We start from the raw sequence: 22,778 nt of genomic DNA, 5'->3' as shown, positions 1-22,778 counted from the left end.
AAGGTTGAATATGAAACGAGACAAATCCGCGAGGTACCCGCTTCTCCTACTGGCGGTGCTGGTGGTCCTGACCCTTATCACCGTGCCCGTTTGCGTCATGACCGTGCAACGCGGCAAGGACATAGCCTCCGAGGAAACCGACCGTTACCTTGCCGAGCTCGCGAAACAGGCGACCTACAAGGTGAACCAGCGCGTCGAGTTCAACCTCGAGCTCTTGAACCTGCTCGGCCGGGAGCTCACGGGGTCCTCCGCCGACCGGGACGCCTCCATCTCGTCGTTCGTCGCCAACGGGCCCTTCGCGTGGATCGGCACAGTAAGTGTCAACGGGATACTCGCCGTGGAGGGGCAGGAGGCCCGGGACGTGTCCGACCTCGAGGTGGTGCAGCGCGCCCTCGCCGGAGAGTCGAGCGTGAGCGACACCGTCCTGTCCGTGTTCAGCACCGAGAAGGGCGCGCTCTACGCCGCGCCTATCGGCAACGGGCCGGAGGCGGTCGTCGGCTGGATTCCCCCCGAGCGGATGCAGCTTCTGCTGGGAACCGACAGCGCGGACGGGATGGGATTCGCTCACGTCGTGGCGGCCAACGGCGATTTCGTGCTCAAGTCGAAGAACGCGAACTCATTCCTGCAGGGCGACAACGTGCTCAACGCCTTGGAAACGCAGGTGACTTTCGAGGACGGAAGCGTCTCCGACCTGCGGGACGGCATGGCCGAGGGGAAGAGCGGGCACGTGCGGTTCTCCTTGAACGGAGACGTGCGCGAGATGAGCTACGTGCCCCTCGACAAGGGCGGATGGTACCTGCTCTCGGTCGTGCCCCCAAGTGCCTATTCGAGCACCCTGAGCGAGTTCACCACCTTCTCGGTTGCGGGCATGGCCTTCTTCGGCGTGCTCGTGGCCTTCGCCGCGTTCGGGGCGCTCGTCATCTGGCTGTCGGGTAGGAACAAGCGCGAGATCGAGAAAATCGCCTATGTCGATCCGGTGACGGGCGGCCATACGGCGGTCCGCTTCGACCAGCTGCTGACGGAGAAGATGGAGGAACGTGCGCCGTTCACCTTCGTCTCTCTCGACATCAAGGACTTCAAGCTCGTCAACGACTTTTTCGGAAAGGAGAAGGGCGACAGGGTGCTCGAGCACGTCTACAACTCCCTTGCGAAGGAGCTTGCGGAGGGCGAATTCGCCGCGCGTGTGTCGTCCGACGTGTTCAACGTCGTCCTCGACGGCACCGACGAAGATCGAACGGAGGCATGGCTCGATCGGATGGCGTCGAAGGTCAACGAGTTCAAGACGGGCGACACGCCGTACGTGCTGACGCTGAGCTGCGGTGCATACGTGGTCGACGGGTCGTCTGCGGACATCGTCACCATACGCGACCGGGCCAACACCGCACGCAAGAACGCGTCGAGATCGGTCGCGACCTTGCGGAGCCTCTCGTACTACAGCGATTCGGACTTCGAGCGCATGCTGCACGAGAAGGAGCTGGAGAACCGCATGGACGACGCACTCGCCAACGGCGAGTTCGTGGCCTACCTGCAGCCGAAAGTGAACCTGGCCACAGGACACACGGTGGGCGCCGAGGCGCTCGTGCGGTGGAGGAGCAAGGACCTCGGCATCGTCCCGCCCGACGACTTCATCCCCTTCTTCGAACGCAACGGCTTCGTCGTCAAGGTCGACCTGTGCGTGTTCGAGCAGGCGTGCCGCTTGGTGCGCTCGTGGATCGATGACGGGATGGAGCCGCTGCCCATCTCGGTGAACCTCTCGCCCGTGCACCTGCAGGTACCCCGGTTCCTTGATGCGTTCGAGGAGATCAGGGCGAGCTACGACGTTCCGCCCGAACTTCTGGAGCTCGAGCTGACCGAACGGGTCGCCTTCGAGAACATCGAACTGTTGGGACGCGTGGTCAACGAGATACACGAGCGAGGCTTCCTGTGCTCGATGGATGATTTCGGCAGCGGCTACTCGTCGCTGAACGTGCTCAAGGACATACCGGTGGACGTCCTCAAGATCGACCGCGCGTTCTTCAGCAAGGACGACGAGCGGGCGCGCAGCGTGGTGGAGTCGGTCATAGGACTGGCCAAGAAGCTTGATATGGGTACCGTCGCCGAGGGCATCGAGACCATCCCGCAGGCGCAGGCGCTGCGCGCGATGCAATGCGACGCCGCTCAAGGGTACGTGTACTCACCTCCCGTTTCGATCGAGGAGTTCGAGCGGAGGATTTTGGGGAAGCGAGGATTCGGCGCGATCACCCCCGAGAAGGGCTAGGGGCGGAGGAGGCGGCAGTTCGCTACCGGGCGCCGCCTCCTCCGCCGAAGCCGCCGCCTCCGCCGCCGCTGAAACCGCCGCCGAAGCCGCCGCCGCTGGAGAAGTTGCCGCTCGCGCCCGAGATGGCGGCCTGCGCCGTGCTCACGGTGTTCGAAACGGCCGTGTGCAGCAGGTCGCCTGCTGCCGGCATGACGGCGCCGCCGGCGCCGTGCGTGGGCGCGTACCAGAACCACCATGGCACGTAGCCGTAACCGTACGCCGTGCCCGCCGCGGGCTCGAACAGCTCGGGCACGTGCGTCTGCAGCTCGCTCATGACCTGCTTCGCAATGCCGAACACGTAGGCGTACACCATGAACTCGCCCCACACCTTCACGTCGGTGGGAGGGCGCTCGTCGAGCGACGAGAAGTCGCGCAGCCAGTTGCGCAGCGCCTTGCACTTCGCCACCAGGTTGTTCCCCTCCACGCTGCGCCGCGGCAGGTAGTTGCCTATCACGCCCAGCGCAATGGCCGTGGGCAGCATGAAGATGAGCGGGATGAAGTTGTCCGTGAGCAGCCCGACGCCCAAGCCGGCCACCCCCACCAGAATGGCGAGCGTAACGAGGTACCCCTGGTAGCGCTTGCCTTTGACCTCGAAGAAGTCCCAGCGGTTCGTCTCGGCCGACACGATGCCCTGCCAGGTCTTCATGGCATCCAGGAACTTCTCGGGGTGGTCCTTCCCATACTGCTGGATGGTGCCGAACCACAGCGAGTCGCCACCGGCGGCAATGGTGCCGAACAGGAGGTCGAGCGCCTGCCGGTCTATGGGGTTCTCCACCGCGTCGGCCACGGCGGGCACGCGCGTCAGATAGTAGTCCTCCACCGTCTCGGTACGGCCGAAGGACTTCTGGTCCTGATACGTGCCGCGGTCGATGCGGATGGCGCCGCTGTGCGACAGGTGCATGAGGGTGGCCGTGAAGTCGTCCTGGCTCTCGCGGTCCCAGCGCCACAGGCGGCCGATCACGGCCGGGTGCACGCGCGGATCGGGAACGTCGCGCCAGTACTCGTCGGTGAAGCTCGGGGCATGCTCCTTGCCGTAGCGGAAGTAGGACCACAGCGCCCAAGCAATGAGCAGCACGCACAGCACACCGCAGCCGATGACGAAGGCCAGCGACTGCATGCGGTTGTGGTTGGCCTGGTCGGCCCAGTCCTCCTCCTCGGCCAGCACCTTGTCGAGACGCGCCTCGTCCGCATGGAGCTTCGCCGCATCGGGAGAGAGGTTCGTGAGCCACGCCACGGGGAACAGCACGCGCGCCTCGGCGTACTGGCCGGCGTTCACCTTCGGCACGGTGTACGTGACGCTGCCGTCCGAATTGATGGCCAACGACCCGTCGAGCGGGCCATGGCCCCATGCACGCACGTTCTCGCCGGGCTCCACCGCCACGCCCTGCGGCACCGGCAGCGCCAGCGTCATGGTGATGTCGGCCGACGACTCCTCCCACTGGTCGCCGACGTACTTCCAGTTCACCTCGGCCACGTCCTTGTAGGCCTGCACGCCGTTCACCACGGTGTAGTCCAGCTCGATAACCGCCTTCTCATCCGAGACATCGAAGAAGGCGTACACCGTGTTCTTCGGCGCGTCGACCGAGTACGCATCCGTTCCGGGGCCTCCCGCATCGCGCCAGTCCAGCACGAACGGCACGCCGGGCAGCGTCTCCCACTCGCCCACCACGTTGCCGTCCCCGTCCACGCGCGCCATGCGCACGGAGTTCACCTTCAGCTCCGCGTTCGAAGGCAATCCCTCGAACGTCCACCACACCGCCGTGAAGTCTCCGTTGAAGTCGAACGTGCGCTGCTCCACCGCATGCAGCGACCCATCCGTCTCGGCCTGCGCCGTTATGTCCACCTTCGTCATGTCGTAGGACTTCGCGAACGCCTCGCCCGGCGCGGCAGCCAGCAGCGCTGCGGCAGCCAAGACGAGCGCGGATGCCAGCAGTATGAGGCGCGCCGCAACGGGACGGCGCACGGCCCGAGCATCTGCAGCGGCATGGCTCGCACGGCGTGCAGGGGCGGCTATCGCAGCACGCGCCCCGGTATTATGAGGATCACTCGTGATTTGCACGGTCAATCTCCTTGCAAGTTCGAGATGGTCACGGTATCATAGCGAATCGCACCTATTATAGCGCGGAGAAGTGACCGAGAGGCCGAAGGTGCTCGCCTGCTAAGTGAGTATACCCCACAAGGGTATCCAGGGTTCGAATCCCTGCTTCTCCGCCATCGAGACATCCTTCGCACCCCTCTTGGGGTGCTTTCTTTTTTGCACCTTCGCCCGTCCTCCCTACCGCTTCCACGGCGGCGTGAACGGGCGCCGAGGATGATCGTCCGGGTGCGTCGTCCGCACGGGTTTCTGCTTCCAGCCGGGGTGATTGCGCACGAACACGGCGCGGCAGATGCGCGTTATGCCCAGGCCGATGAGCGCGGCCACGAGGAAGCTCGCGCCCAAGTCAAGTATGAGGGCATTGCCGTCAAGCAGCGCATACAGGCTTATGAGCAGGAACACGACCGAGAGAGCCCCCGTCAACCATGTGAACAGCCTGATGAGTATCTCCTTGCCGCGGTTCGGCGAGTAGCGCCATGCGGCAACAAGGTACACGATGCCCGCGACAACGGCCAACACGATGAGCAGCGGCACGATACGCGAAAGCCTTGCTACCATCGGTCCACTCCCTTCAATGCCGCTCCCGCCTACGTTCCTTCGCCACCATCATACCAAAGAGAAGGCGGGCTCCGCCGACTCGTTTGCCGCATGCTGCCCATCCGATTCGCTGCGGGCTGGCAGGCGCAGGTCCATCACGTCGCATACGTCGGCGAAGCCGAAAGGCTTCACCAGGTAGTCGTCCATGCCGGCATCGAACGCGCGGCGACGGTCCTCCACATACGCATTCGCCGTCATGGCCACGATAACGAGCTGCGGCCGCCCCTCGCGACGGCAGGCATCCCGCAGGGTGCGCGAAGCCTCCAAGCCGTCCATGTTCGGCATCTCCACATCCATGAACACGAGGTCGAACCAGCCGTCGGGGGCGCCCAACACCGTCTCGACCGCCTCTGCGCCATCATGCGCCCAGACTACCTCGGCATGCGTGCGTCCCACGATGTCGCAAGCTATCTCGGCGTTGATCTCATCGTCTTCTGCTACCAGCACGCGCACGCCCGAGAAATCCACGCGCCTCGGCAGCGTGGGCACCACGTCGTCGGCGGGCAGGGGCTTGGCAGCATCGGCTCTCTCCAGGCAGAGCGGGAGGTCGACCGTGAACGTCGTGCCATGATGACGCTCGCTTTTCACGGCGATGGCGCCGCCCATCTGATCGACGATGCTCTTCGTGATGGACATGCCCAGCCCGGTTCCCTCGATGCCGCGCGTCTCATCGGAGCGCTCTCGCTCGAAGGGCTCGAAGATACGCCCCACGAACTCGGGCGCCATGCCTATACCGTTGTCCTCGATCTCGAACCGGTACAGCGCGCAACCGCACGCTCCTTCTCCGCCGCAGGGCGTTTCGGGAAAGTCGGTGCCGCGGCTCTCGCCCAGCATCAGGGACTCGTCGGTACAGGGAGCCCGATCGGGCGACACGCAACCTGGGCGCTCCAGCCGCACGCGCAGGCGAACCTCGCCGCCCGGCTCGGTGTATTTCACGGCATTGCCGATAAGGTTCAGCAGCACCTGACGCAAGCGCAGGGAATCGCCGCGCACGTAGACGCCGGAAACGTCGTCCGCTTCCATGTGGAACACGAGCTGCTTCGTGCGCGCCTGCTGCTGGGCGATAACGTCGACCAGGGACACGAGCTCTTCCAAACTGAACGATTCGTCATTCAGCATGAACCGCCCGCTTTCGATCTTGCTCATCTCCAGAACATCGTTGATCAGGCTTATCAGGTGGTGCGATGAGAGCGTGATCTTCGACAAGCACTCCTCCACCCGGTCTTTCTCGCCCACATGGCGCTCGGCAATCTCCGTCAGCCCCACGATGGCCGAACACGGCGTGCGTATGTCGTGCGACACGCTGGCAAGGAACTGCGACTTCGCCTGGCTGGCGTGGCGGGCCGTTTCGAGCGCTGCCTCGAGGTTCTTCTGGAGCCGGTCGCGCTCGGCATTGCGGCGCCTTAACGTAACCAAGAAGACAGCGAGCACGGCCAACACGCCCGCCATGAGCACGGTAGCGTACAGCGCGGTTTCCGCACAGGCCTTGACGGCCAGCTCGAACAGGGCGTCGAACGATTGGTGCGAGCTCCCGATGATCTCGGAATTGCGTGCGAGCATTGCCCCGATCAGCTGGTCTACCTGCTCGCTTACCGTGCGCTGCACCTCGGCGTCGGTAGTGGCGGGATCGCGGCACGTGTCGATGAGCCGTCGCTGCTCGGCCTTCAGCGTTTCATAGTCAGCCGAAAGCGCGCCCGCCTTCTCGGGGGACGACCGGCATTGGCTGGCAATGGTGGCCAGCGGATCCGCTATCGCCCGATCGATGCTCGCATACTCGTCCTCGACGGCATCCACGGCCTCGGGCGTCCTCACGTACACGAGCCGGTCCGACAGCGTGCGCAGCTGAACCAGGTTGGTTTCCACCTCGCCTGCCGCCACCGTCACCGGATAGGGATGCGCGTTTATCTCGTCGATTCGACTGGAGATGGCGCCCATGTTCACCATCGTCACCGTGTAGAACACAAGAAGAAGAACGACCAGGGCGCACGTCATTGCGAACGAGAGCATGCGGGTGTCGAGCACCCGCGCGAGTTGGTCGCGGTCGAGCATCCGATGGTAGCGGAAACCATGCGTCATACAATCACTTCCGACCTGTTGTCTCCGACAAGCGCCCGAATGGAGAAGGCCACCGGGCATATCCGTTCGCGCAACCGCGCCGCTCGGCGTGGCTGCGCGAACGGATCTTGGCTAGGCTAGAATGGAGCGCCCGCCTCGTTGGTTCGGGCGCGCGCGGTGATCGCTCTTAGAATTGAACCTTGGGGGCGACGTCCGCCCCGGCAGCGGCATCGAAGCTGTCGCGCTGCTTGAAGCCCATCATCCCCGCGAACAGCACCGCCGGGAAGGTCTGGATAGCCGTGTTGAACTTCATGACCGTGTCGTTGTAGCTCTGGCGCATGTAGCTGATCTTGTCCTCGGTGTTGGACAACTCGGCCTGGAGCTGCTGGAAGTTCGCATTGGCCTTGAGGTCGGGGTAAGCCTCGGCCACGGCGAACAGGTTCTTCAGGGCGCCAGCAAGGATGCCGTCGGCCTGCATCTTGCCCTCCGGCGTGGGCGCGTTCATCACGGCGGTACGTGCCTGCGTGACCTCCTCGAGCGTCCCGCGCTCGTGCGAGGCGTAGCCCTTGACCGTCTCCACGAGGTTCGGGATCAGGTCCAAGCGGCGCTGCAGCTGCACGTCGATCTGCGCCCAGGCGTTGTCCACCATGTTGCGCAGCTTCACCAGGTTGTTGTACAGGCCGATGATGGCAACGACCAGGACGACAACGATGACGAGGATGACAATCAGTGGGATGCTCATAAGCTCTCCTTTGCTATTACGTAACTGGGATTTTAACATCTTGGGTCACGTATGGGGAACATAGATTGAATCTGTAACCCAGGGCATCCTTCTTTAGTACGAGCCGTAGGCGGACAGCGGAGCGCTGCATCCCCCTTTCGGGCCATAGCGGGCGGCGGGAGCAGCAGCCAGTCGGGGCGGGCCGCGGTAGGACGGCTCACGGTCATAGGCGGGACGGCGCCGGTGGGGCAGATTGCGGGCTGGTTGCAATCGGGACGGCGCCGTCGGGCCGGAGCGGGAGGCGCGGCTCCGGCGGGTGCGCTCAGCGGGAAGGGACGGCGGCGGCGCGTACCCGGCCGAACGTCGTGGCATGGGCCCACCAGCCGCGCAGACGGGCCTGGGCGGCAGCGCGACCGGCGGCCTCGAACGTGTCGCAGAGCGCGAACACGGCCGACCCGCTGCCCGACATGAGGGCCTGCTGCACGTCCGGGCACGCCTCGGCCCACGCGCGCACGTCGGCCAGCGCGGGCAGCAGCGACTCGGAGGCGGCCGCCAGGTTGTTGCGCAGGGGCACGTCCTGGGCGCGTGCGGCGGCAAGCGCCGCGTCGCGGTCGGATGTGGCCACAGGCACCGGGCACTCGTCGAACGCCCGGTACGCGGCAGCCGTCGACACGCCGCCCGCAGGCCTCACCAGCACCACGGGAGAGCCCATGGGCGCAAGCTCGCGCACGAACGCATCGCCCGCGCCGTCCAGAACGGCGCATCCGCCGTGCAGGAAGAACGGCACGTCGGCGCCCAGGGTGCGCGCGACCTCCTCTATGCGCGGGTCGTCGGCGGCCAGCCCCCACAGCTGTGCCGCACCCACGAGAGCCGCGGCGGCATCGGACGAGCCGCCGCCCAGCCCCGCCTCGGAGGGGATGCGCTTCTCCAGCAGCACGGACACCTGCTCGCGCCCGCTGCGGCCGATTGCCTCGGCGAGCCGGCGGATCGCCCTGCTCACGATGTTGTCCTCGGGCGGCACATCGAGCGGGGGCAGTCCCTCGGCCACGCGGCAGTCGAGGGCGATGGAGAGGCCGGCGGGGCCTTCGGGCTGCGCGGGCGCCAGCCGCATGCGCAGCACGTCGTGCATGGTGAGCGCGTGCATGACGCTCAGGGCCTCGTGGTAGCCGTCGGGGCGCCGCTGCCCTATGCCCAGGAACAGGTTCACCTTGGCAGGCGCGATGACCTTGACGGCTCCCGGGCCGCCGAACGCCGCCTCGTCGACCTTCTGCGCGGCACGCGCCGCCGCCAGCATGTCCACCGCATGCGGGTCGCTCGCGGGCATGCCGGCTGCAGGCTGCGGGTTCGCAGCTGCCGACCGCGCCGAAGCCGGGCAGGCGGGAGCTTGCGAGCCTGCGGCGTCTGCCTGCCGTCCCGGGTTGGAGCAGGCAGACGCTGCCCCCTCGGGAGCGTCGGACACGTGGGTGCCGGGGAGGTTCTCTTCGTTCTGGTTCGTCATCGGGGCTCCGTTCGTTTCCTTCTCTTGCGCGCGAAGAACGCACGCAGCATCTCCGCGCACTCGTCGCCCAGCACACCGGGCGCCGCGGCGAAGTTGTGGTTGAGCCGCTCGTCCTCGTTGATGCGGTACAGCGTTCCCAACGCGCCGGCCTTCGGATCGGGCGCACCGTACACGCAGCGGTCGATGCGCGCCTGGTGCATGAGGCCCGCGCACATGATGCACGGCTCCAGCGTCACGTACACCGTGCAGCCGGCAAGCCGCCACGCGCCGAGGACGGCCGACGCCTGCCGCATGGCCAGGAACTCGGCGTGCCCCGCCGGGTCCCACGTCGTCTCGCGCAAGTTGCAAGCTCGCGCGATCACCCGCGGCTCGGCCAGGGGGCGGCGAGTCGCAGGGTCGATGGGCTCGTACACCACCACGGCCCCGATGGGCACCTCGCCCAGCCCTTCGGCGCGACGCGCCTCGTCGATCGCCAGGCGCATATAGTCCTCGTCGGAAAGGCGCGGCCGCCAATGAGCGGAAACACGGGCAGCCTCCTGCGCCGTCAGGCCGCTCGGCGCCGCCGCCTCCTCCGGCCTGCACGTTCGGGACGCGGAGGCCGCAGGTTCGCAACGGGGAGCGTCGGCTCTGTTGTCTTCGTCGTTCATGCGGATTATTATATGGTATCCTTTGCTTGCTTTTCGGAACCTCTTTTCGAAAAGCGCATGCGGCGAACAAATGTTTCACGTGAAACATTGCCGTGCGGAGCGCCCCTCGCGGTCAGCGCCCGCATCCCCCATCGCGGAGGAATGGCCGAGTGGTTGAAGGCGGCAGTCTTGAAAACTGTTGACGTTCACGCGTCCGTGGGTTCGAATCCTACTTCCTCCGCCAGAGCGCAACGCGCCCGGAAGCCAGCGGCTCCGGGCGCTTTTTTCTGCGGCGGCCGACCGGTTACTGCGTCGTCCGAGCAGGTATTGCGCGGCCGGCCGGGCGGGTGCTGCGGCAGCCCGCCGGTTACTGCGACGGCCAACCGGGCGCGGGCCGGCGCGCACGTCGCCGTCACGCCCTGCGCAGCGCAGGGTCGCGCAGCAAAAACACCGCGACCAGGGCGGTCGAGGCCACGTCGGAGGCCAGCATGCCCCAGAACACCGACTCGAGCGGGGTGGCGCCCGTCAGCTGCGGCAGCACCAGGGGCGCTGCAACGATGAAGGGCAGCAGGAACACCACCTGCTGGCAGAACGTGAGCAGGATGGCCTTGTTCGCACCGCCGATGGCCTGGAAGTAGTTGGTGCCCGTGATGCGCACCATGAGGATGGGCATGGCCAGCAGCGACACCCGCAGCGCCCACGCCGCGAACGCTGCGGTTTCCCCGTGGAAGCCGAACAGCCCCATGAGCAGCGCCGGGTCTGTTTCCACCAGCAGCCATACCGCCGCCAGGCAAGCCGCGCCTGATGCAAGGGCCACCCTCACGATGGCGCGCACGCGCACGCGGTTCCCCGCGCCGTAGTTGAAGCCGACCAGCGGGCGCGCCGCCACCGCAATGCCGATGGCGGGCACCAGCGCGAACTGCAGCACGCGGTTGATGGCCCCGGACACGGCGAGCGCGTCGTCCCCGCCGATAGCCGTCGCGGCTCCATAGCCCACGATCAGCGCGTTCATCACCAGGTTGAGCGCGGCATCCGATCCGCGCACGATGAACGACGGCATGCCCAGCAGCGCGATGCGCCCCATGAGCGGGGCGTCGGGCCGCAGGTCGCGCACGCGCAGGCGGAACGGCATGTCGCGCTTGAACAGGAGCGCCAGCGTAACGACCAGGGACACCCCCTGCCCCAGCACCGTCGCCCACGCCGCGCCCGCTATGCCCCAGCCCCAGGCCACGACGAACGCGTAGTCCAAGCCGATGTTCGCCAGCGCACCCGCCACCTGCACCAGCAGCGTGCGGTTCGGGAAGCCCGCGGCGCGCAGGAACGTGTCGATGCCCAGCGAGAAGCCCAGCGCGAACGTGCCGAGCACGGTGACGACCAGGTACGTCTTCGCCTGCCCGAGCACCGCCCCCGACGCTCCCGCCAGCCCCAGCAGCGGATCGGCCCACCACAGCACGGTCGCCCCCAGCACGACGGCCAGGATGAGGAGCATTACCAAGGCGTTCCCCAGCACAGAAGCCGCCCCCTGCCGCTCGCCGGCGCCCAGGCGCAGGGCGACCACGGCAGTGCCCCCGTCGCCGATGAGCATGACCAGGGCGTTCAGCAGCGTGACGAACGGCATGGCTATTGCGGTCGCGGCCACGCCCGCCGAGCCCAGCGCCTGGCCCACGAACATACCGTCCACGAGGATGTAGAAGCGCGATACCAGAAGCCCCGCAACCACGGGGACGGCGAACCGCGCCAGCAGCCGCCCGACGGGATCGGAGCCCATGCGCACGGCGGCGCGGGGCGCCATGCGCCCCGAAGCGCTTTCTCTCCTGCCGGGCCGTCCCATCGCTCCCCCGTCTGCCGCTCTCCCCGTTCAATAGTGACATGTCAATGCCATGTCCTATGATACCGGCTTTCCCCGCATATGCAAGGCCGGGCGCCGCACGGTGTGCAGCGCCCGGCCATCGCGGAGGGGGCGGGAAGACGGATCGGGGAGGTTCGAGCCCTCGGGCTCGCTATGCTCCCGAACGCGCGACGTAGTACACGTTCGGCTTCGTACCGTACTCCTCGCCGAGCACCCGCACCTGCTCGGCGGCCAGCAACCTGGCCACCTCGCTTTCGGGGTCGTCCAGGTCGCCGAACACGCGCGCATCGCCGGGGCAGGCACGCACGCACGAGGGCCCGATGCCGTCGGTGTAGCCCTTGCTGCGGCAGAAGTCGCACTTGTACACCTTGCCGACCTCGAAGCCTCCGTACATGACCCGCTCCTGCTCGGTCAGGCCGCTTCCGGGAAAGTACCCCTCTATGCGCTCGCTCAGGAACGAGCGCACCTCGTAAGGGCAGGCGGCGATGCAGTACTTGCATCCGATGCACTTCCCGTGGTCGACGCGCACCACGCCGGCCTCGTCGCGGTACGACGCGCCCGTCAGGCACACCGACACGCAGGCGGCCTCCTCGCAATGCCCGCACAGCATGGGCGTGTAGCGCGCAGTGGCGTTCGGGTACGCGCCCTCCTCGCGCAGCGACACATGCGAGTAGAACATGCCGGGAGGCGTGCCGTTGGACTGCTTGCACGCGACCGTGCACGCGTTGCATCCCACGCAGCGCCGCAGGTCGATGACCATTCCGTATCTCATAAAGTCCCCCTTACGCCTTGTAGACCCTGACGGCAACCGAGTTGTTCAAGTTGCCCATCATGAAGCCGATGTCCCGCTCGTCGTCGTTGAGCAGCGTGTTGTAGTGCGGCCCCTCGTGCGCGAAGTCGACGAGCCCCGCGCCCTTCGCGCCCCACTTGCCCGAGATGGCGAGCGTGGAGGGATGGATCATCTCGGAAAGGTGCAGCACACCCGTGGTCTTGCCGCCGTACATGGACTCGACCACCACCTGGTCGCCTTCGGCCAATCCCAGCTCGTCGGCGCGCGACGGCGCCACGAGCACCTTCTTCAGATGAGGGTCGAAGCGCTGCTCGATGTCGTGCAGCCAGTGGTTGTACGACAAGCCCGTGGAGTCGTTCACCTGGAAGTGCGTCTTGAACTGGAGCACCTTGAGCGGGAACTCCTCGGTGGGGTGCATGCCCTCGAACTCGAAGAACACCGGTGCGCCCGAGTACTGGCGCAGCACCTCGTCCAGGTCGGCGTGCGGGAACTCGATGCCGTTCTCCTCGACGAGCGCGCGCAGCATCTGGGCGCTGCGGGCGTTGTAGCGGAAGTACAGCGGCACGCGGTACGCGTTCTCGGGATGCCAGTGCCAGATATAGCCCGACTTCACGTCGGGCTGCGTGTACCCGACCACCGCGCACTCCTTCACCGCTTCCCAGCCCTGCTCGCCGAACTGCGTCTTCAGCTTGCGCTCGCACACGTCGGCGTACGTGTAGGGCTCCTTGGGGCTGAGCGCGTACTCGTCGGCGATGCCGCCGGGCTTGCCGGGCAGGAACTTCCCCTGGAAGCCCTTGTTGGCGATGCCGGTCATCTTCGGCAGGATGCCCAGGCGGGACGCCCATTCGATCAGCAGGTCCTCCTGCTGGCGCGTGTCGAACACCGGCTCCACCACCGGCTTGCGCGCCTCCAGCACGCGCAGGCTCTTCACGTAGTCCGACGCGCTCTTGTTGGATATCCAGCTTGCATTCCACAGCGCGTAGCGCTCGAGCGCGTGGTGCTCGGGCAGCACCACGTCGGCGAACTGGGTCATCTCGTCCATCCACAGCGAGATGGTGAACGTGAAGGGGATCTGCTTGAGCACCTCCACCACCGCCTCGGGGTTGGAGTTCGAGCGCAGCGGGTTGCCGCCGCCCAGCACCATGTACACCTCGGGCTTGTAGTCCAGGTAGTAGCTCTCCGGGTCGAGCGCGGCGCGCCACACCAGCTGCATCACGTGCAGCTCGTGGGGATAGAAGCACTCCAGCTTGTAGCTTTTGGGCGGGAACGACAGCTTCTCCTGGCCCACCGCCTGGTTCCTGAAGTTGTCGGAGGCCGGGGGGAGCAGCATGCCGTCGTCGTCGGTGTCCATCACGTGCAGGTCGCCATGTTCGAGGCCCAGGATGCCGCCGGGCACGTCGATGCAGCCCAGCAGCTCGTTCACCACCTCGATGGCCTTGAACAGCTCGACGTTCAGCGGATTCGAGTTCGAGCCGCGACCGGGCGCCAGCACGCCGGCGGGACGGAACGGGAACGTCTCGCCGTCCAGCTCGATGGTGGAGCCGATGAGCGCGTGGTCCACCAGCTCGTTGGCGATGCGGCGGATGGTGTCGGCGGGCACCGACGTGATCTCCTCCGCCCATTCGGGCGTCATATCCGCCGTGTAGTCCTTGATGAGCTGCAGGCAGGTCTTCACGTTCTTGCCGCCCACCGCGTACTCTCCGAACAGGGCGTACGTCTCGCCCGACGACGTGTCGAACGGAACTGCCGCGGCTGCCCCCTCGTCCCACACGAGCGGCTTGCCCGTGGCCTCGTCGCGCGCATAGTCCTGGAAGCACACCTTCGTGCCCTTGAGCTCCTCGGGCACGTCCTCTATGAGGTACGGCGCGTTCGTGCGCACCTTGAGGAAGTGCTCGTCGACGTCTTGGCGCTCGTACAACATCACGTTCACCAGCGCCCAGCACATGGCCACGTCGGTGCCGGGCACGATGGGCACCCATTCGCCGGTTTGCGCCGCGTTGGTCTTGCGCGGGTTCACGCAGACGATCTTCATGCCGCGCGCAACCGAATCGACGTACTCCTTGGTGTTGCGGTGCGCGAGCCCCCACTCGTCACCCACGGAGCGGCCCATGATGACCAGGTAGTTGCAGCGCTCGGTGTCGGCACGGTCGACCTTCGTGCCCTTGGTGCACATGGGGCCGAAGTGGTCGGCGCACAGCGGGCCGGAGGTGGTCAGGCCGTTCGGCGTGCCGAAGGCGCTCTCGAATATCAGGCGCTTGAACGAGTCCTCGTTGCCGAAGCCCGTCTGGGTGAACAGCGTGCGCGGGTCTTTCTCCAGGCAGGCTTTCAGCTTCTCGGTGGTGATCTGCAGGGCCTCATCCCAGCTGATCTCCACCCAGCCGGGGTCGACGTCGAGGCCCTTCTCCGGGTTCGTTCGCTTGAGCGGCTTCTTCACGCGGTACGGGTGGTACAGCCCGCCCAGAACCGACAGGCCGCGCGGGCAGAGCCTTCCTTGGTTCGTGGGCGAATTCGGGTCGCCCTTGATCTCCACGGCCACGCCGTCGACCACTTTCACCTGCGTGCCGCAGATGGGGTTGTGGCAGGCCGGGCACGTGGCCGGCTTCCACTCCTCGACGGGGGCGGCGTGCGCCTGCTCGGGCGCGAGCGGCGAGAACCAGGGGCTGGCACCGGCAGCCTCGGCGCCCAGCATGGCGGCGGCCCCCGCCACTGCGGCGCCCTTGAAAAACGTGCGGCGTGTGAGCGTCATGACGCCTGCACCTCCTTTGCGTTGGCGGCCGCAGCCGGATTGGCGGCGGCGGTGGAACGGGCGGCGAGAATGCGCAGGGCCGCCGCGTACACGAGGGTTCCCACGCCCACGGCGCCCGCGAACACGACGAGCTCCATCGGATCGAACGGCGCCGCACCGGCGGCCTCGAGCTCGGCGAGGGGCACGACGGATTGGGTCGCTTGGAAGATGGCCAGCTTGAACAGCGGCACGGCGGCAACGACGCACGCTGCGGCCACCCGTGCGACGAGGGCCGAGGCGGCCGGCAGCGCCAGCAGTACGACGGCGGCAAGGCCCATGACGGCCGCAGCCCAGAACAGGGGCGAAGCGGCGATGGCGGCGAACTGGGCGCCCAGCACGGTGCCATCGCCCTGGTTCAGCACCACGTCGAACACGAGCGACGCCGTCATGACCAGCGCTGCTCCCGCTAGCAGCGCGCGCCATCCGCGGCGCGCGGGGCCGCACAGCACGACGATGGCTATGCCGAGCGCCGCCGCCTGGATGAGCGCCGGGCCCGCGCCCAGCAGCACGCCCCACGCGTCGCGGCCGCTGCACGTGGTGAGCAGCCATGCCTCCACCGCCAGCAGCGCAAGCCCCGCGACGATGCCCGCGAGGGCGAACGTCCTTCCCGCAGCCTCGCCCTTCCCGGCGAACAGCGCGGCCGCAACGGCGAATGCGATGCACAGCGGCAGCACGATGGCGTCGAAGAACACCGGCGAGGCCGGGTTGGCCGAAGCGTACGTCAGCAGGATGGCCGCCGGGTTGCCCAGGTCGACCACGATGAGCACCGATGCCACCACGAACAGGGCGCATGCGACGGCGTAGAGCACGCCCATGTCGCGCGCGCCAATGGCGCCCGCCCACCGGGCGATGCCCGTAACCATCAGCAGCCCCGCGCCGGCCGAGGCCGCAGCGTAGAACAGCGCGATGTAGAACCCCCAGGGGTAGTGCGAGCCTCCCGCCATGCTCTGGTTCGCCATCTGCACGGCGAACGCCGCCGCGCCGACCACGGCCAGCACGATGCCGGCGACCCACACGGCCCTCGGCGGCGGCGCGATCGCAGCCCCCGGCTCTCCCGTCGCCGCCTGTGCGGCCGACTTCGACAGATCGCTTTCCATGAATCCCTCCTTCTTCTTGGTCGTCTGGAAGCGCAGACCGGGCTTCCTTCCCATTACCCGGTATGCTTATTGACATGTCTATTGACTTGTCATTTGTGAATCCTAGCAACCGGCTGTTGACATGTCAAGACAATGACCGTATATTCTTCACCAGCGAAGGACGAGCGAAGCGAGGGGATGCAGGATGGAAGACGCCCGGAAAGCGGCAGCCTGGTACGGCTACGGCGCGCACGTGCTGCTGGACCCGATAGAGGTACCGGGAACAGCCTACGTCGTCGATCTGGCGAAACGCACGCGGATGCTGCTGGAGTGGACCGAGGCCGAGAGAGCCGGAGCGGCGGGCACGGTTAGTGCGACGGTCGCTGCCGATACGGCCGAGGCGATGGGCGCGGTAGGAGTCACGGCTGCAGCAGAAGCGACAGGAACGGCATGCGCGGCCGGGGCGGCGGACACGACCGGGGCGGCGGATGCAGCCGGGCGCAGCGGGCTTACCGCTTGGTGCAAGCGCGTGGAGGATCTGGTAGCGCGCGGGGTGGAAGGCGCCGATGCGCTCGCCGAGGAGCAGCGGGCCGTCGCCGCAGACCGCACGCGGCTCTGCCGCGGCATCAGCCAGGACGCCCCGCTGCCCCCCCCCTACGAGGCGTACTATCGCGAAGGCGCCGTCGAGGGCGATGTGTCTGCCAGCTACCGGCGTGTCGGCGTTAGATTCGACGGCACGGCCGAGCGTGACGACTACCTGGGAGTCGAACTGGCCTTTCTCGACTGCCTGGCCCGCGCCGAGGAGGCCGCGCACGCACGGGGCGACGGCCCCGCAGCCGCCGCATACGCGCAACAGAGGCAATCCTTCGAGCAGGAGCACCTCCCCTGGGTCGCCGCCTTCTGCACCGCCGCGCTTCCCCACGCGCGCACGGCGTACGGCAGGGCCGCGCTCGAAGCGCTCGCCGCCCGCTCTGCGCGCGGCAACCAACCCGAATGTTTCATGTGAAACATTCGTTCTGATTCTCCCGTTGACGCGCAGCGCGCCTCCCGTTGGTAAAAAACTACCGAATTCGGAAGATCAGGACCGCTTTACGGCCGAATCTGAGGGTGCTTCCCTGCAAAATGCCTGGTGAATAAAAATATTCATATAGTCAGACCGTGCGATCTTTCCTAATTCGGTAGTTTTTTACCATTGCAGTTGGTTATGCGTCAAAGGGAGGGTCAGAATATTCGTTCGATTATTTGAAGCAGCAGGGAGAAATTTGCCACGTGCCGCGGCGGGTTCTCGCGCAGGCAGCAGGAGGCGGGCGGATCGCCCGGATCGCCCTTTAGCGCGGGAGTTCCAGGCGGGCGAGGAGGTCGCCGAGCTGGCGGCGCTCTTGCTCGTCGAGGCCGTCTTGGGCCTCCTCCTCCCATGCCGAAACGAGCTCTTCCACCTTGACGGCCGCCTCGCGGCCCGCGGGCGTGAGGCGCAGCACGTTGCGCGCGCGGTTCTCAGGATCGGGATGCACGGTGATCAGCCCTTTTTCAGCAAGGCTGCGCGCGGCGCGCGTGATGAGCGCCGGGTCGCGGTGCTGGCGCTGCGCGATGTCGCTCTGGCTGACCTTCAGCGTGCCGTCGCCTTCGCTCTCGCGATGCACCAGGTAGATGAGCACGGGATACTCCGACGACCCAATCCGGTACTCCTTGAGGTGCCGCGAGAGATACGCCTGATACTGGTTCACCGTGAACACAAGGCGTTGCGCCAGATTCACGGGTATGGAGTCTTGAGTGTTCATACGCCCATGCTAGCACGTTCGTTGATATATCAATCGTCGACCCACAGAAACAACAAAGGCGCGGCACCGCCGAAGCGATGCCGCGCCGAAACCCTTCGAGCGCCGATCTTGCCGGTCCTGCGGTAGCGAATGCTTCGCATGAGGCATCCGTTCCCTTGTTGGCCGCGCGGCTTGTCCTACCGCTCTTCCATGGCCACGTAGTCGCGCTTGCCGCTGCGGGTGGACTTGTAGGCGGGACGGATGATGCGCTTGCCGGAGACTATCTCCTCGAAGCGGTGGGCGGCCCAGCCGGACATGCGGGCGCAGGCGAACAGCGGGGTGAACAAATCCTCGGGGATGCCCATCATGGAGTACACGAAGCCGGAGTACATGTCGATGTTCGCGCACATATCCTTGGCCGTGCCCTTCTCGCGCAGGATGACCTCGGGGGCCAGTCGCTCGATGGACTTCAGCAGATTGAACTCGGCCTCGAACTCCGTGCCCACGGCAAGGCCCTCGGCGAACTGCTTGCAGATGATGGCGCGCGGGTCGCTCTTCGTGTACACCGCGTGGCCCATGCCGTACACGAGGCCCGTTTTGTCGAAGGCCTCCTTGCGCACGATCTTCGCCAGGTAGTCGGCCACCTGGCCCTCGTCTGACCAGTCGGCCACGTTCTCCTTGATCTCCTGCTGCATGGCCAGCACCTGGTGGTTCGCGCCGCCGTGCTTCCAGCCCTTCAGTGAGCCGATGGCGCCGGCATACGTGGAGTACGGGTCGGTGTCGGACGAGGTCAGCACGCGCGTGGTGAACGTGGAGTTGTTGCCGCCGCCGTGCTCGGCGTGCAGGCACAGCATGACGTCGAGCATGCGCGCCTCCTCCGGCGTGAACTGGCGGTCGGGACGCAGCATGGAAAGGATGGTCTCGGCCGTGGACTGGCCGGGTATGAAGCGGTGCATGATCATGGACTCGTTGTTGTAGCGGGCCCGCTTGGCGTAGTACGTGAGCACCATGATGCGCGGCAGGCGCGAGATGAGCGAGATGGCGGTGTGGATCTCATGGTGGGCCGAGCGATCCTCCGCGTCGGGATCGTAGGCGTACAGCAAGAGGATGGTGCGTGCCAGCACGTTCATGATATCGGGCGGCGTGTCGCGCATGATCATAGACGCGGTGAACCCGTCGGGCAGCTCGCGCTGGCCGTCGAGGACCTCGATGAAGCGGTCGAGCTGCTCGCGCGTGGGCAGCTCGCCCATGAGCAGCAGGTACGACACCTCCTCGAAGTTGAAGCGGTGCTCGGCGGACTGGTCGCCCAAGAGGTCGTACACGTCGTAGCCGCGGTAGCGAAGATGGCCCTCGTCGGCGATCTTCTCGTTGTCCGACACCACGTAGCCGTGCACGTTCGCGATGTTCGTGAGGCCGGCCACCACGCCGGTGCCGTCCGCGTTGCGCAGGCCGCGCTTCACGTCGTACTGCTCGTAGTAGGCGGGGTCGATGGAGTTGATGGTCTTGAAATTCTCGTAGAGAGCGATCTTCTTCTCTTCTTCTTGCATGCAAACCTCCCTGCGTCATGGACGGCCCCGCTCCCGCCGTGCATTGCCCGAGACCCGGCGAGACCGGGCGCAATGCGAAGCGAATGGCGGGGAAATCGGATGGTCGTCCGTTCGTGCTTTAGTATGATAAAGCCTTGGGATACGCCTTCACAGCACTTTCCGGCGAATAACAGAGGGAATCTTCATGTGGAAGGTCAGCGGAGCGGAGGAGGGCGCGCCGCCGTCCGACCGGAAATGGCGGATGCGCGCACGGAGCGGGGGTGACGGGCAAATGACGGTTCGTATGCGGACGGCAGGGCGGGCGATGGCTCAAGGGTCGGAGCGCTTAAAATAGCCGGCACGACACGGTGCCCATCCAGTGAAAACGAGGCGTCCATGCTCTCATCCCTGTTCCAGCTGCTCATCGAGAAGCGCGCTTGGTTTTTCGACCTGTTCCTTCAGCATATAGGCATCTCGTTCATATCCATTGCGCTGGCGGTCCTCATCGGGTTGTCGCTGGGCATTGCCATCGCCCAGTGGCGGCGCGGCGCGAAACCGGTGCTCGCGCTGGTGAACTTCGTGTACACCATCCCGTCCATCGCGCTGTTCGGCTTCCTCATCCCCGTCACGGGCATCGGCGACCTCACGGCCATCGTGGCGCTCACCGTGTACGCGCTGCTGCCGATGGTGCGCAACACCTACACCGGCCTCACCACCATCGACCCCGCCATCATAGAGGCGGCGCGCGGCATGGGTTCCACCGACCGCCAGCTGCTCTACCGCATCGAGTTGCCGCTGGCCGCGCCCATCATCATGAGCGGCGTCCGCAACATGGCCACCATGACCATCGCGCTGGCCGGCATCGCCAGCTTCATCGGCGCGGGCGGCCTGGGCGTGGCCATCTACCGCGGCATCACGACGGGCAACGAGGCCATGACGTTGGCGGGCAGCGTGCTGATCGCGCTGCTGGCCATCGTCGTTGACCTGCTGCTGGGGCTGGCCGAGAAGTCGACGCGCCGCCACCTCGAGCCGTCGAGCGCGCACCGTCGCAAGCGCGCGGGGGCGCGGAAGGGTGCGGGCCCGGGCTTTCGGCGGCGCACGGGCGCCGTCGTGGCCGTGGGCGCGGCCGTGGTGCTGATCGCAGGCGGGGCCTTCGCGTTCGCAAATCGCGGCGGCGGCGACAACGTGGTGAACATCGCGACGAAGCCCATGACCGAGCAGTACATCTTGGGCGAGATGCTGAACACGCTGATCGAGCACGACACCGACCTCGCCGTGGAGCTGACGCAAGGCGTGGGAGGCGGTACGTCGAACATCGAGCCCGGCATGGAGAAGGGCGACTTCGACCTCTACCCCGAGTACACCGGAACAGGCTGGAACGCCGTGCTGAAGCACGAGGACACCTACGACGAGTCGATGTTCGACACGATGCGGCAGGAATACGAGTCGCAGCTCGGCCTCACCTGGGTGGGGATGTACGGCTTCAACAACACGTACGGCCTGGCCGTGAGCAAGGACGTGGCCGAACGCTACGATCTTCGCACATACTCGGACCTTGCGGAGGTTGCGGGCGGGCTCGCGCTCGGCGCGGAGCCCGACTTCTACGACCGTCAGGACGGCTACCTCGGCTTGCAGGCTGCCTACGGCATGGACTTCGGCAGCACGCGCGACATGGACATCAGCTTGAAGTACCAGGCGCTGTTCGAGAACAAAGTGGACGCCATCGTCGTATCCACCACCGACGGCAAAGTGGCTGACGATCGCCTCGTGGTGCTCGAGGACGACCAGCACTTCTACCCCTCGTACCTCTGCGGCAACGTGGTGCGCCAGGACACCCTGGAAAAGCACCCCGAGCTGCGCGACGAGCTGCTGAAGTTGCAAGGAGCCATCACCGACACCGACATGGCGCGCATGAACAACGCCGTTGAGACGCAGGGGCAGGAACCGAAAGCGGTGGCCGATGCGTTTTTGGCCGAGAAGGGGCTGATATAACATGGAAACAACATCCGCGCAGACGCGCCGCTCAGGATCCTTCGACTCCGACGGCCTCGCCGCCTCCGCTCGGGACGACAAGAGGGAAGCCGCTGACGGCGTTCGGAATGACGGACGATGCCGTACCGCCTCCGCCCAAGACGACACGTGCGCGCCCGCGGTGGCGTTCGAGCACGTGACCAAGCGCTTCGGTGACGCCGTGGCCGTGAACGACGTGGACCTCGCCATCGAAGAGGGCGCTTTCGTCGCCATCATCGGCAGCTCGGGCTGCGGCAAGACCACGTTGCTGAAAATGGTGAACGCGCTGGTGATGCCCGACGAGGGCGAGGTGCTCGTGCACGGGCAGGCCACGTCGAGCGTCGATCCCATCGAGCTGCGCCGCACCGTCGGCTACGCCATCCAGGGCAGCGTGCTGTTCCCCCACCTCAGCGTGGAGCAGAACATCGCGTACGTGCCCACGCTGCTGAACAAGCGCGATCGCCGCCGCACCGAGGCGGCCGTGGAGAAGTGGATGGACATTATCGGGCTGCCGCGCGACATCATGGACCGCTACCCCGCCGAGCTGTCGGGCGGTCAGGCGCAGCGCGTCGGCATCGCCCGCGCGCTGGCAGCCAGCCCCGATATCCTGCTGGTCGACGAGCCGTTCAGCGCCGTGGACGCCATCACCCGCAGCAGCCTGCAGGACGAGATCAAGCGCATCCACCGGCAGACGGGCATCACCGTGCTGTTCGTGACGCACGACATCGACGAGGCGCTCGACCTCGGCGACAAGGTGCTGGTGATGGAGGCCGGCCACGCCGTGCAGTTCGCGCCGCCCTGCGAGATCCTGCGCAGCCCCGCCACCGAGTTCGTCGACCGCCTGGTCTCCCGCAAGCAGAGCGTGTACGCGCGATAGGGCCGCACGAGCGTGACAAAGGGACGGGGATAATGTCTCACTCCCCGCTGTGCTCGAAAGCAGTAGAGTTCCCGAGAGTGTGACATTATCCCCGTCCCTTTGTCACGCCCCCAAACATTCCGCTACGCGCACGTAAACGATGTCCATGCCGAGCTTGCTCGCCGTGTCGGCGCCTTACGATTGGTTCCAGCGTACCATTCGTCCGAAAGATGGGAGAAAC

General features: G+C 66.3%; 16 protein-coding genes and 2 tRNA genes. 6 read left to right on the top strand and 12 right to left on the bottom strand.

What is annotated here, in order from left to right:
* The first annotated feature begins 10 nt into the window (after nt 1-10).
* Nucleotides 11-2,257 carry a bifunctional diguanylate cyclase/phosphodiesterase gene (locus tag LB310_RS04485; RefSeq protein ID WP_278805707.1) on the top strand — a complete coding sequence of 749 codons (2,247 nt, stop codon included), beginning with the start codon at nt 11-13 and terminating at the stop codon, nt 2,255-2,257.
* Nucleotides 2,258-2,279: 22 nt separating this feature from the next.
* Here the strand turns inward: LB310_RS04485 and LB310_RS04480 are convergent, their stop codons facing one another.
* Nucleotides 2,280-4,355 carry a DUF2207 domain-containing protein gene (locus tag LB310_RS04480; RefSeq protein WP_227115366.1) on the bottom strand — a complete coding sequence of 692 codons (2,076 nt, stop codon included), beginning with the start codon at nt 4,353-4,355 and terminating at the stop codon, nt 2,280-2,282.
* Between the two features lie 64 nt (nt 4,356-4,419).
* Here LB310_RS04480 and LB310_RS04475 point away from each other — a divergent pair.
* A tRNA-Ser gene (locus tag LB310_RS04475) sits at nt 4,420-4,510 on the top strand.
* A 61-nt stretch (nt 4,511-4,571) separates the two neighbouring features.
* Here LB310_RS04475 and LB310_RS04470 read toward each other — a convergent pair.
* From LB310_RS04470 to LB310_RS04450, 5 genes are all read right to left on the bottom strand, one after another.
* Nucleotides 4,572-4,949: a guanylate cyclase gene (locus LB310_RS04470; RefSeq protein WP_087191495.1), complete on the bottom strand. Its 378-nt coding sequence runs from the start codon at nt 4,947-4,949 to the stop codon at nt 4,572-4,574.
* Between the two features lie 48 nt (nt 4,950-4,997).
* On the bottom strand, nt 4,998-7,064 hold the full coding sequence (locus LB310_RS04465) for an ATP-binding protein (RefSeq protein ID WP_301154627.1): 2,067 nt from the start codon (nt 7,062-7,064) through the stop codon (nt 4,998-5,000).
* Nucleotides 7,065-7,230: 166 nt separating this feature from the next.
* Nucleotides 7,231-7,785, bottom strand: coding sequence for a LemA family protein (locus LB310_RS04460; protein ID WP_301154626.1), 555 nt, complete (start codon nt 7,783-7,785; stop codon nt 7,231-7,233).
* A 301-nt stretch (nt 7,786-8,086) separates the two neighbouring features.
* Nucleotides 8,087-9,262 carry a 4-(cytidine 5'-diphospho)-2-C-methyl-D-erythritol kinase gene (gene ispE, locus LB310_RS04455; RefSeq protein ID WP_278805711.1) on the bottom strand — a complete coding sequence of 392 codons (1,176 nt, stop codon included), beginning with the start codon at nt 9,260-9,262 and terminating at the stop codon, nt 8,087-8,089.
* Nucleotides 9,259-9,810, bottom strand: coding sequence for a nucleoside deaminase (locus LB310_RS04450; protein ID WP_278805717.1), 552 nt, complete (start codon nt 9,808-9,810; stop codon nt 9,259-9,261). Before LB310_RS04450 ends, ispE begins: the two co-directional genes overlap by 4 nt.
* 234 nt (nt 9,811-10,044) lie before the next feature.
* Here LB310_RS04450 and LB310_RS04445 point away from each other — a divergent pair.
* Nucleotides 10,045-10,132, top strand: a tRNA-Ser gene (locus tag LB310_RS04445).
* Nucleotides 10,133-10,300: 168 nt separating this feature from the next.
* Here the strand turns inward: LB310_RS04445 and LB310_RS04440 are convergent.
* The 4 genes from LB310_RS04440 to LB310_RS04425 form a co-directional block, all read right to left on the bottom strand.
* Entirely contained in the window at nt 10,301-11,680 is a 1,380-nt protein-coding gene (locus LB310_RS04440) for an MATE family efflux transporter (protein WP_301154625.1), read from the bottom strand.
* A 208-nt stretch (nt 11,681-11,888) separates the two neighbouring features.
* Nucleotides 11,889-12,509 (bottom strand): 4Fe-4S dicluster domain-containing protein, encoded by a 621-nt coding sequence (locus LB310_RS04435; RefSeq protein WP_301154624.1) that lies wholly within the window; start codon nt 12,507-12,509, stop codon nt 11,889-11,891.
* 10 nt (nt 12,510-12,519) lie between these two features.
* Nucleotides 12,520-15,273, bottom strand: a complete 2,754-nt coding sequence (locus LB310_RS04430; protein WP_301154623.1) for a molybdopterin-dependent oxidoreductase — start codon at nt 15,271-15,273, stop codon at nt 12,520-12,522.
* The gene (locus tag LB310_RS04425) at nt 15,270-16,409 is read right to left on the bottom strand and encodes a hypothetical protein (protein ID WP_301154622.1); all 1,140 of its coding nucleotides are present in this window, start codon (nt 16,407-16,409) and stop codon (nt 15,270-15,272) included. The genes LB310_RS04430 and LB310_RS04425 overlap by 4 nt, the downstream gene beginning before the upstream one ends.
* A gap of 184 nt (nt 16,410-16,593) precedes the next feature.
* Here LB310_RS04425 and LB310_RS04420 point away from each other — a divergent pair, with 184 nt between their 5' ends.
* Nucleotides 16,594-17,394: a molecular chaperone TorD family protein gene (locus tag LB310_RS04420; RefSeq protein ID WP_301154621.1), complete on the top strand. Its 801-nt coding sequence runs from the start codon at nt 16,594-16,596 to the stop codon at nt 17,392-17,394.
* A 322-nt stretch (nt 17,395-17,716) separates the two neighbouring features.
* Here LB310_RS04420 and LB310_RS04415 read toward each other — a convergent pair whose 3' ends face one another.
* Both LB310_RS04415 and LB310_RS04410 read right to left on the bottom strand, forming a co-directional pair.
* Nucleotides 17,717-18,166: a MarR family winged helix-turn-helix transcriptional regulator gene (locus LB310_RS04415; protein WP_301154620.1), complete on the bottom strand. Its 450-nt coding sequence runs from the start codon at nt 18,164-18,166 to the stop codon at nt 17,717-17,719.
* Between the two features lie 176 nt (nt 18,167-18,342).
* Entirely contained in the window at nt 18,343-19,692 is a 1,350-nt protein-coding gene (locus tag LB310_RS04410; RefSeq protein ID WP_096227491.1) for a citrate/2-methylcitrate synthase, read from the bottom strand.
* Between the two features lie 375 nt (nt 19,693-20,067).
* Between LB310_RS04410 and LB310_RS04405 the strand changes: the two genes are divergently transcribed.
* Both LB310_RS04405 and LB310_RS04400 read left to right on the top strand, forming a co-directional pair.
* The gene (locus LB310_RS04405) at nt 20,068-21,663 is read left to right on the top strand and encodes a glycine betaine ABC transporter substrate-binding protein (RefSeq protein ID WP_301154619.1); all 1,596 of its coding nucleotides are present in this window, start codon (nt 20,068-20,070) and stop codon (nt 21,661-21,663) included.
* A gap of 1 nt (nt 21,664) precedes the next feature.
* Nucleotides 21,665-22,558: an ABC transporter ATP-binding protein gene (locus LB310_RS04400; RefSeq protein WP_301154618.1), complete on the top strand. Its 894-nt coding sequence runs from the start codon at nt 21,665-21,667 to the stop codon at nt 22,556-22,558.
* Nucleotides 22,559-22,778: the final 220 nt, after the last annotated feature.

The organism is Gordonibacter sp. RACS_AR49, assembly GCF_030418435.1.
Classification (GTDB): Bacteria; Actinomycetota; Coriobacteriia; order Coriobacteriales; family Eggerthellaceae; genus Gordonibacter; species Gordonibacter urolithinfaciens.
The sequence above is the reverse complement of the archived record's forward strand: the minus strand, read 5'-3'. Positions and strand labels throughout refer to the sequence as shown.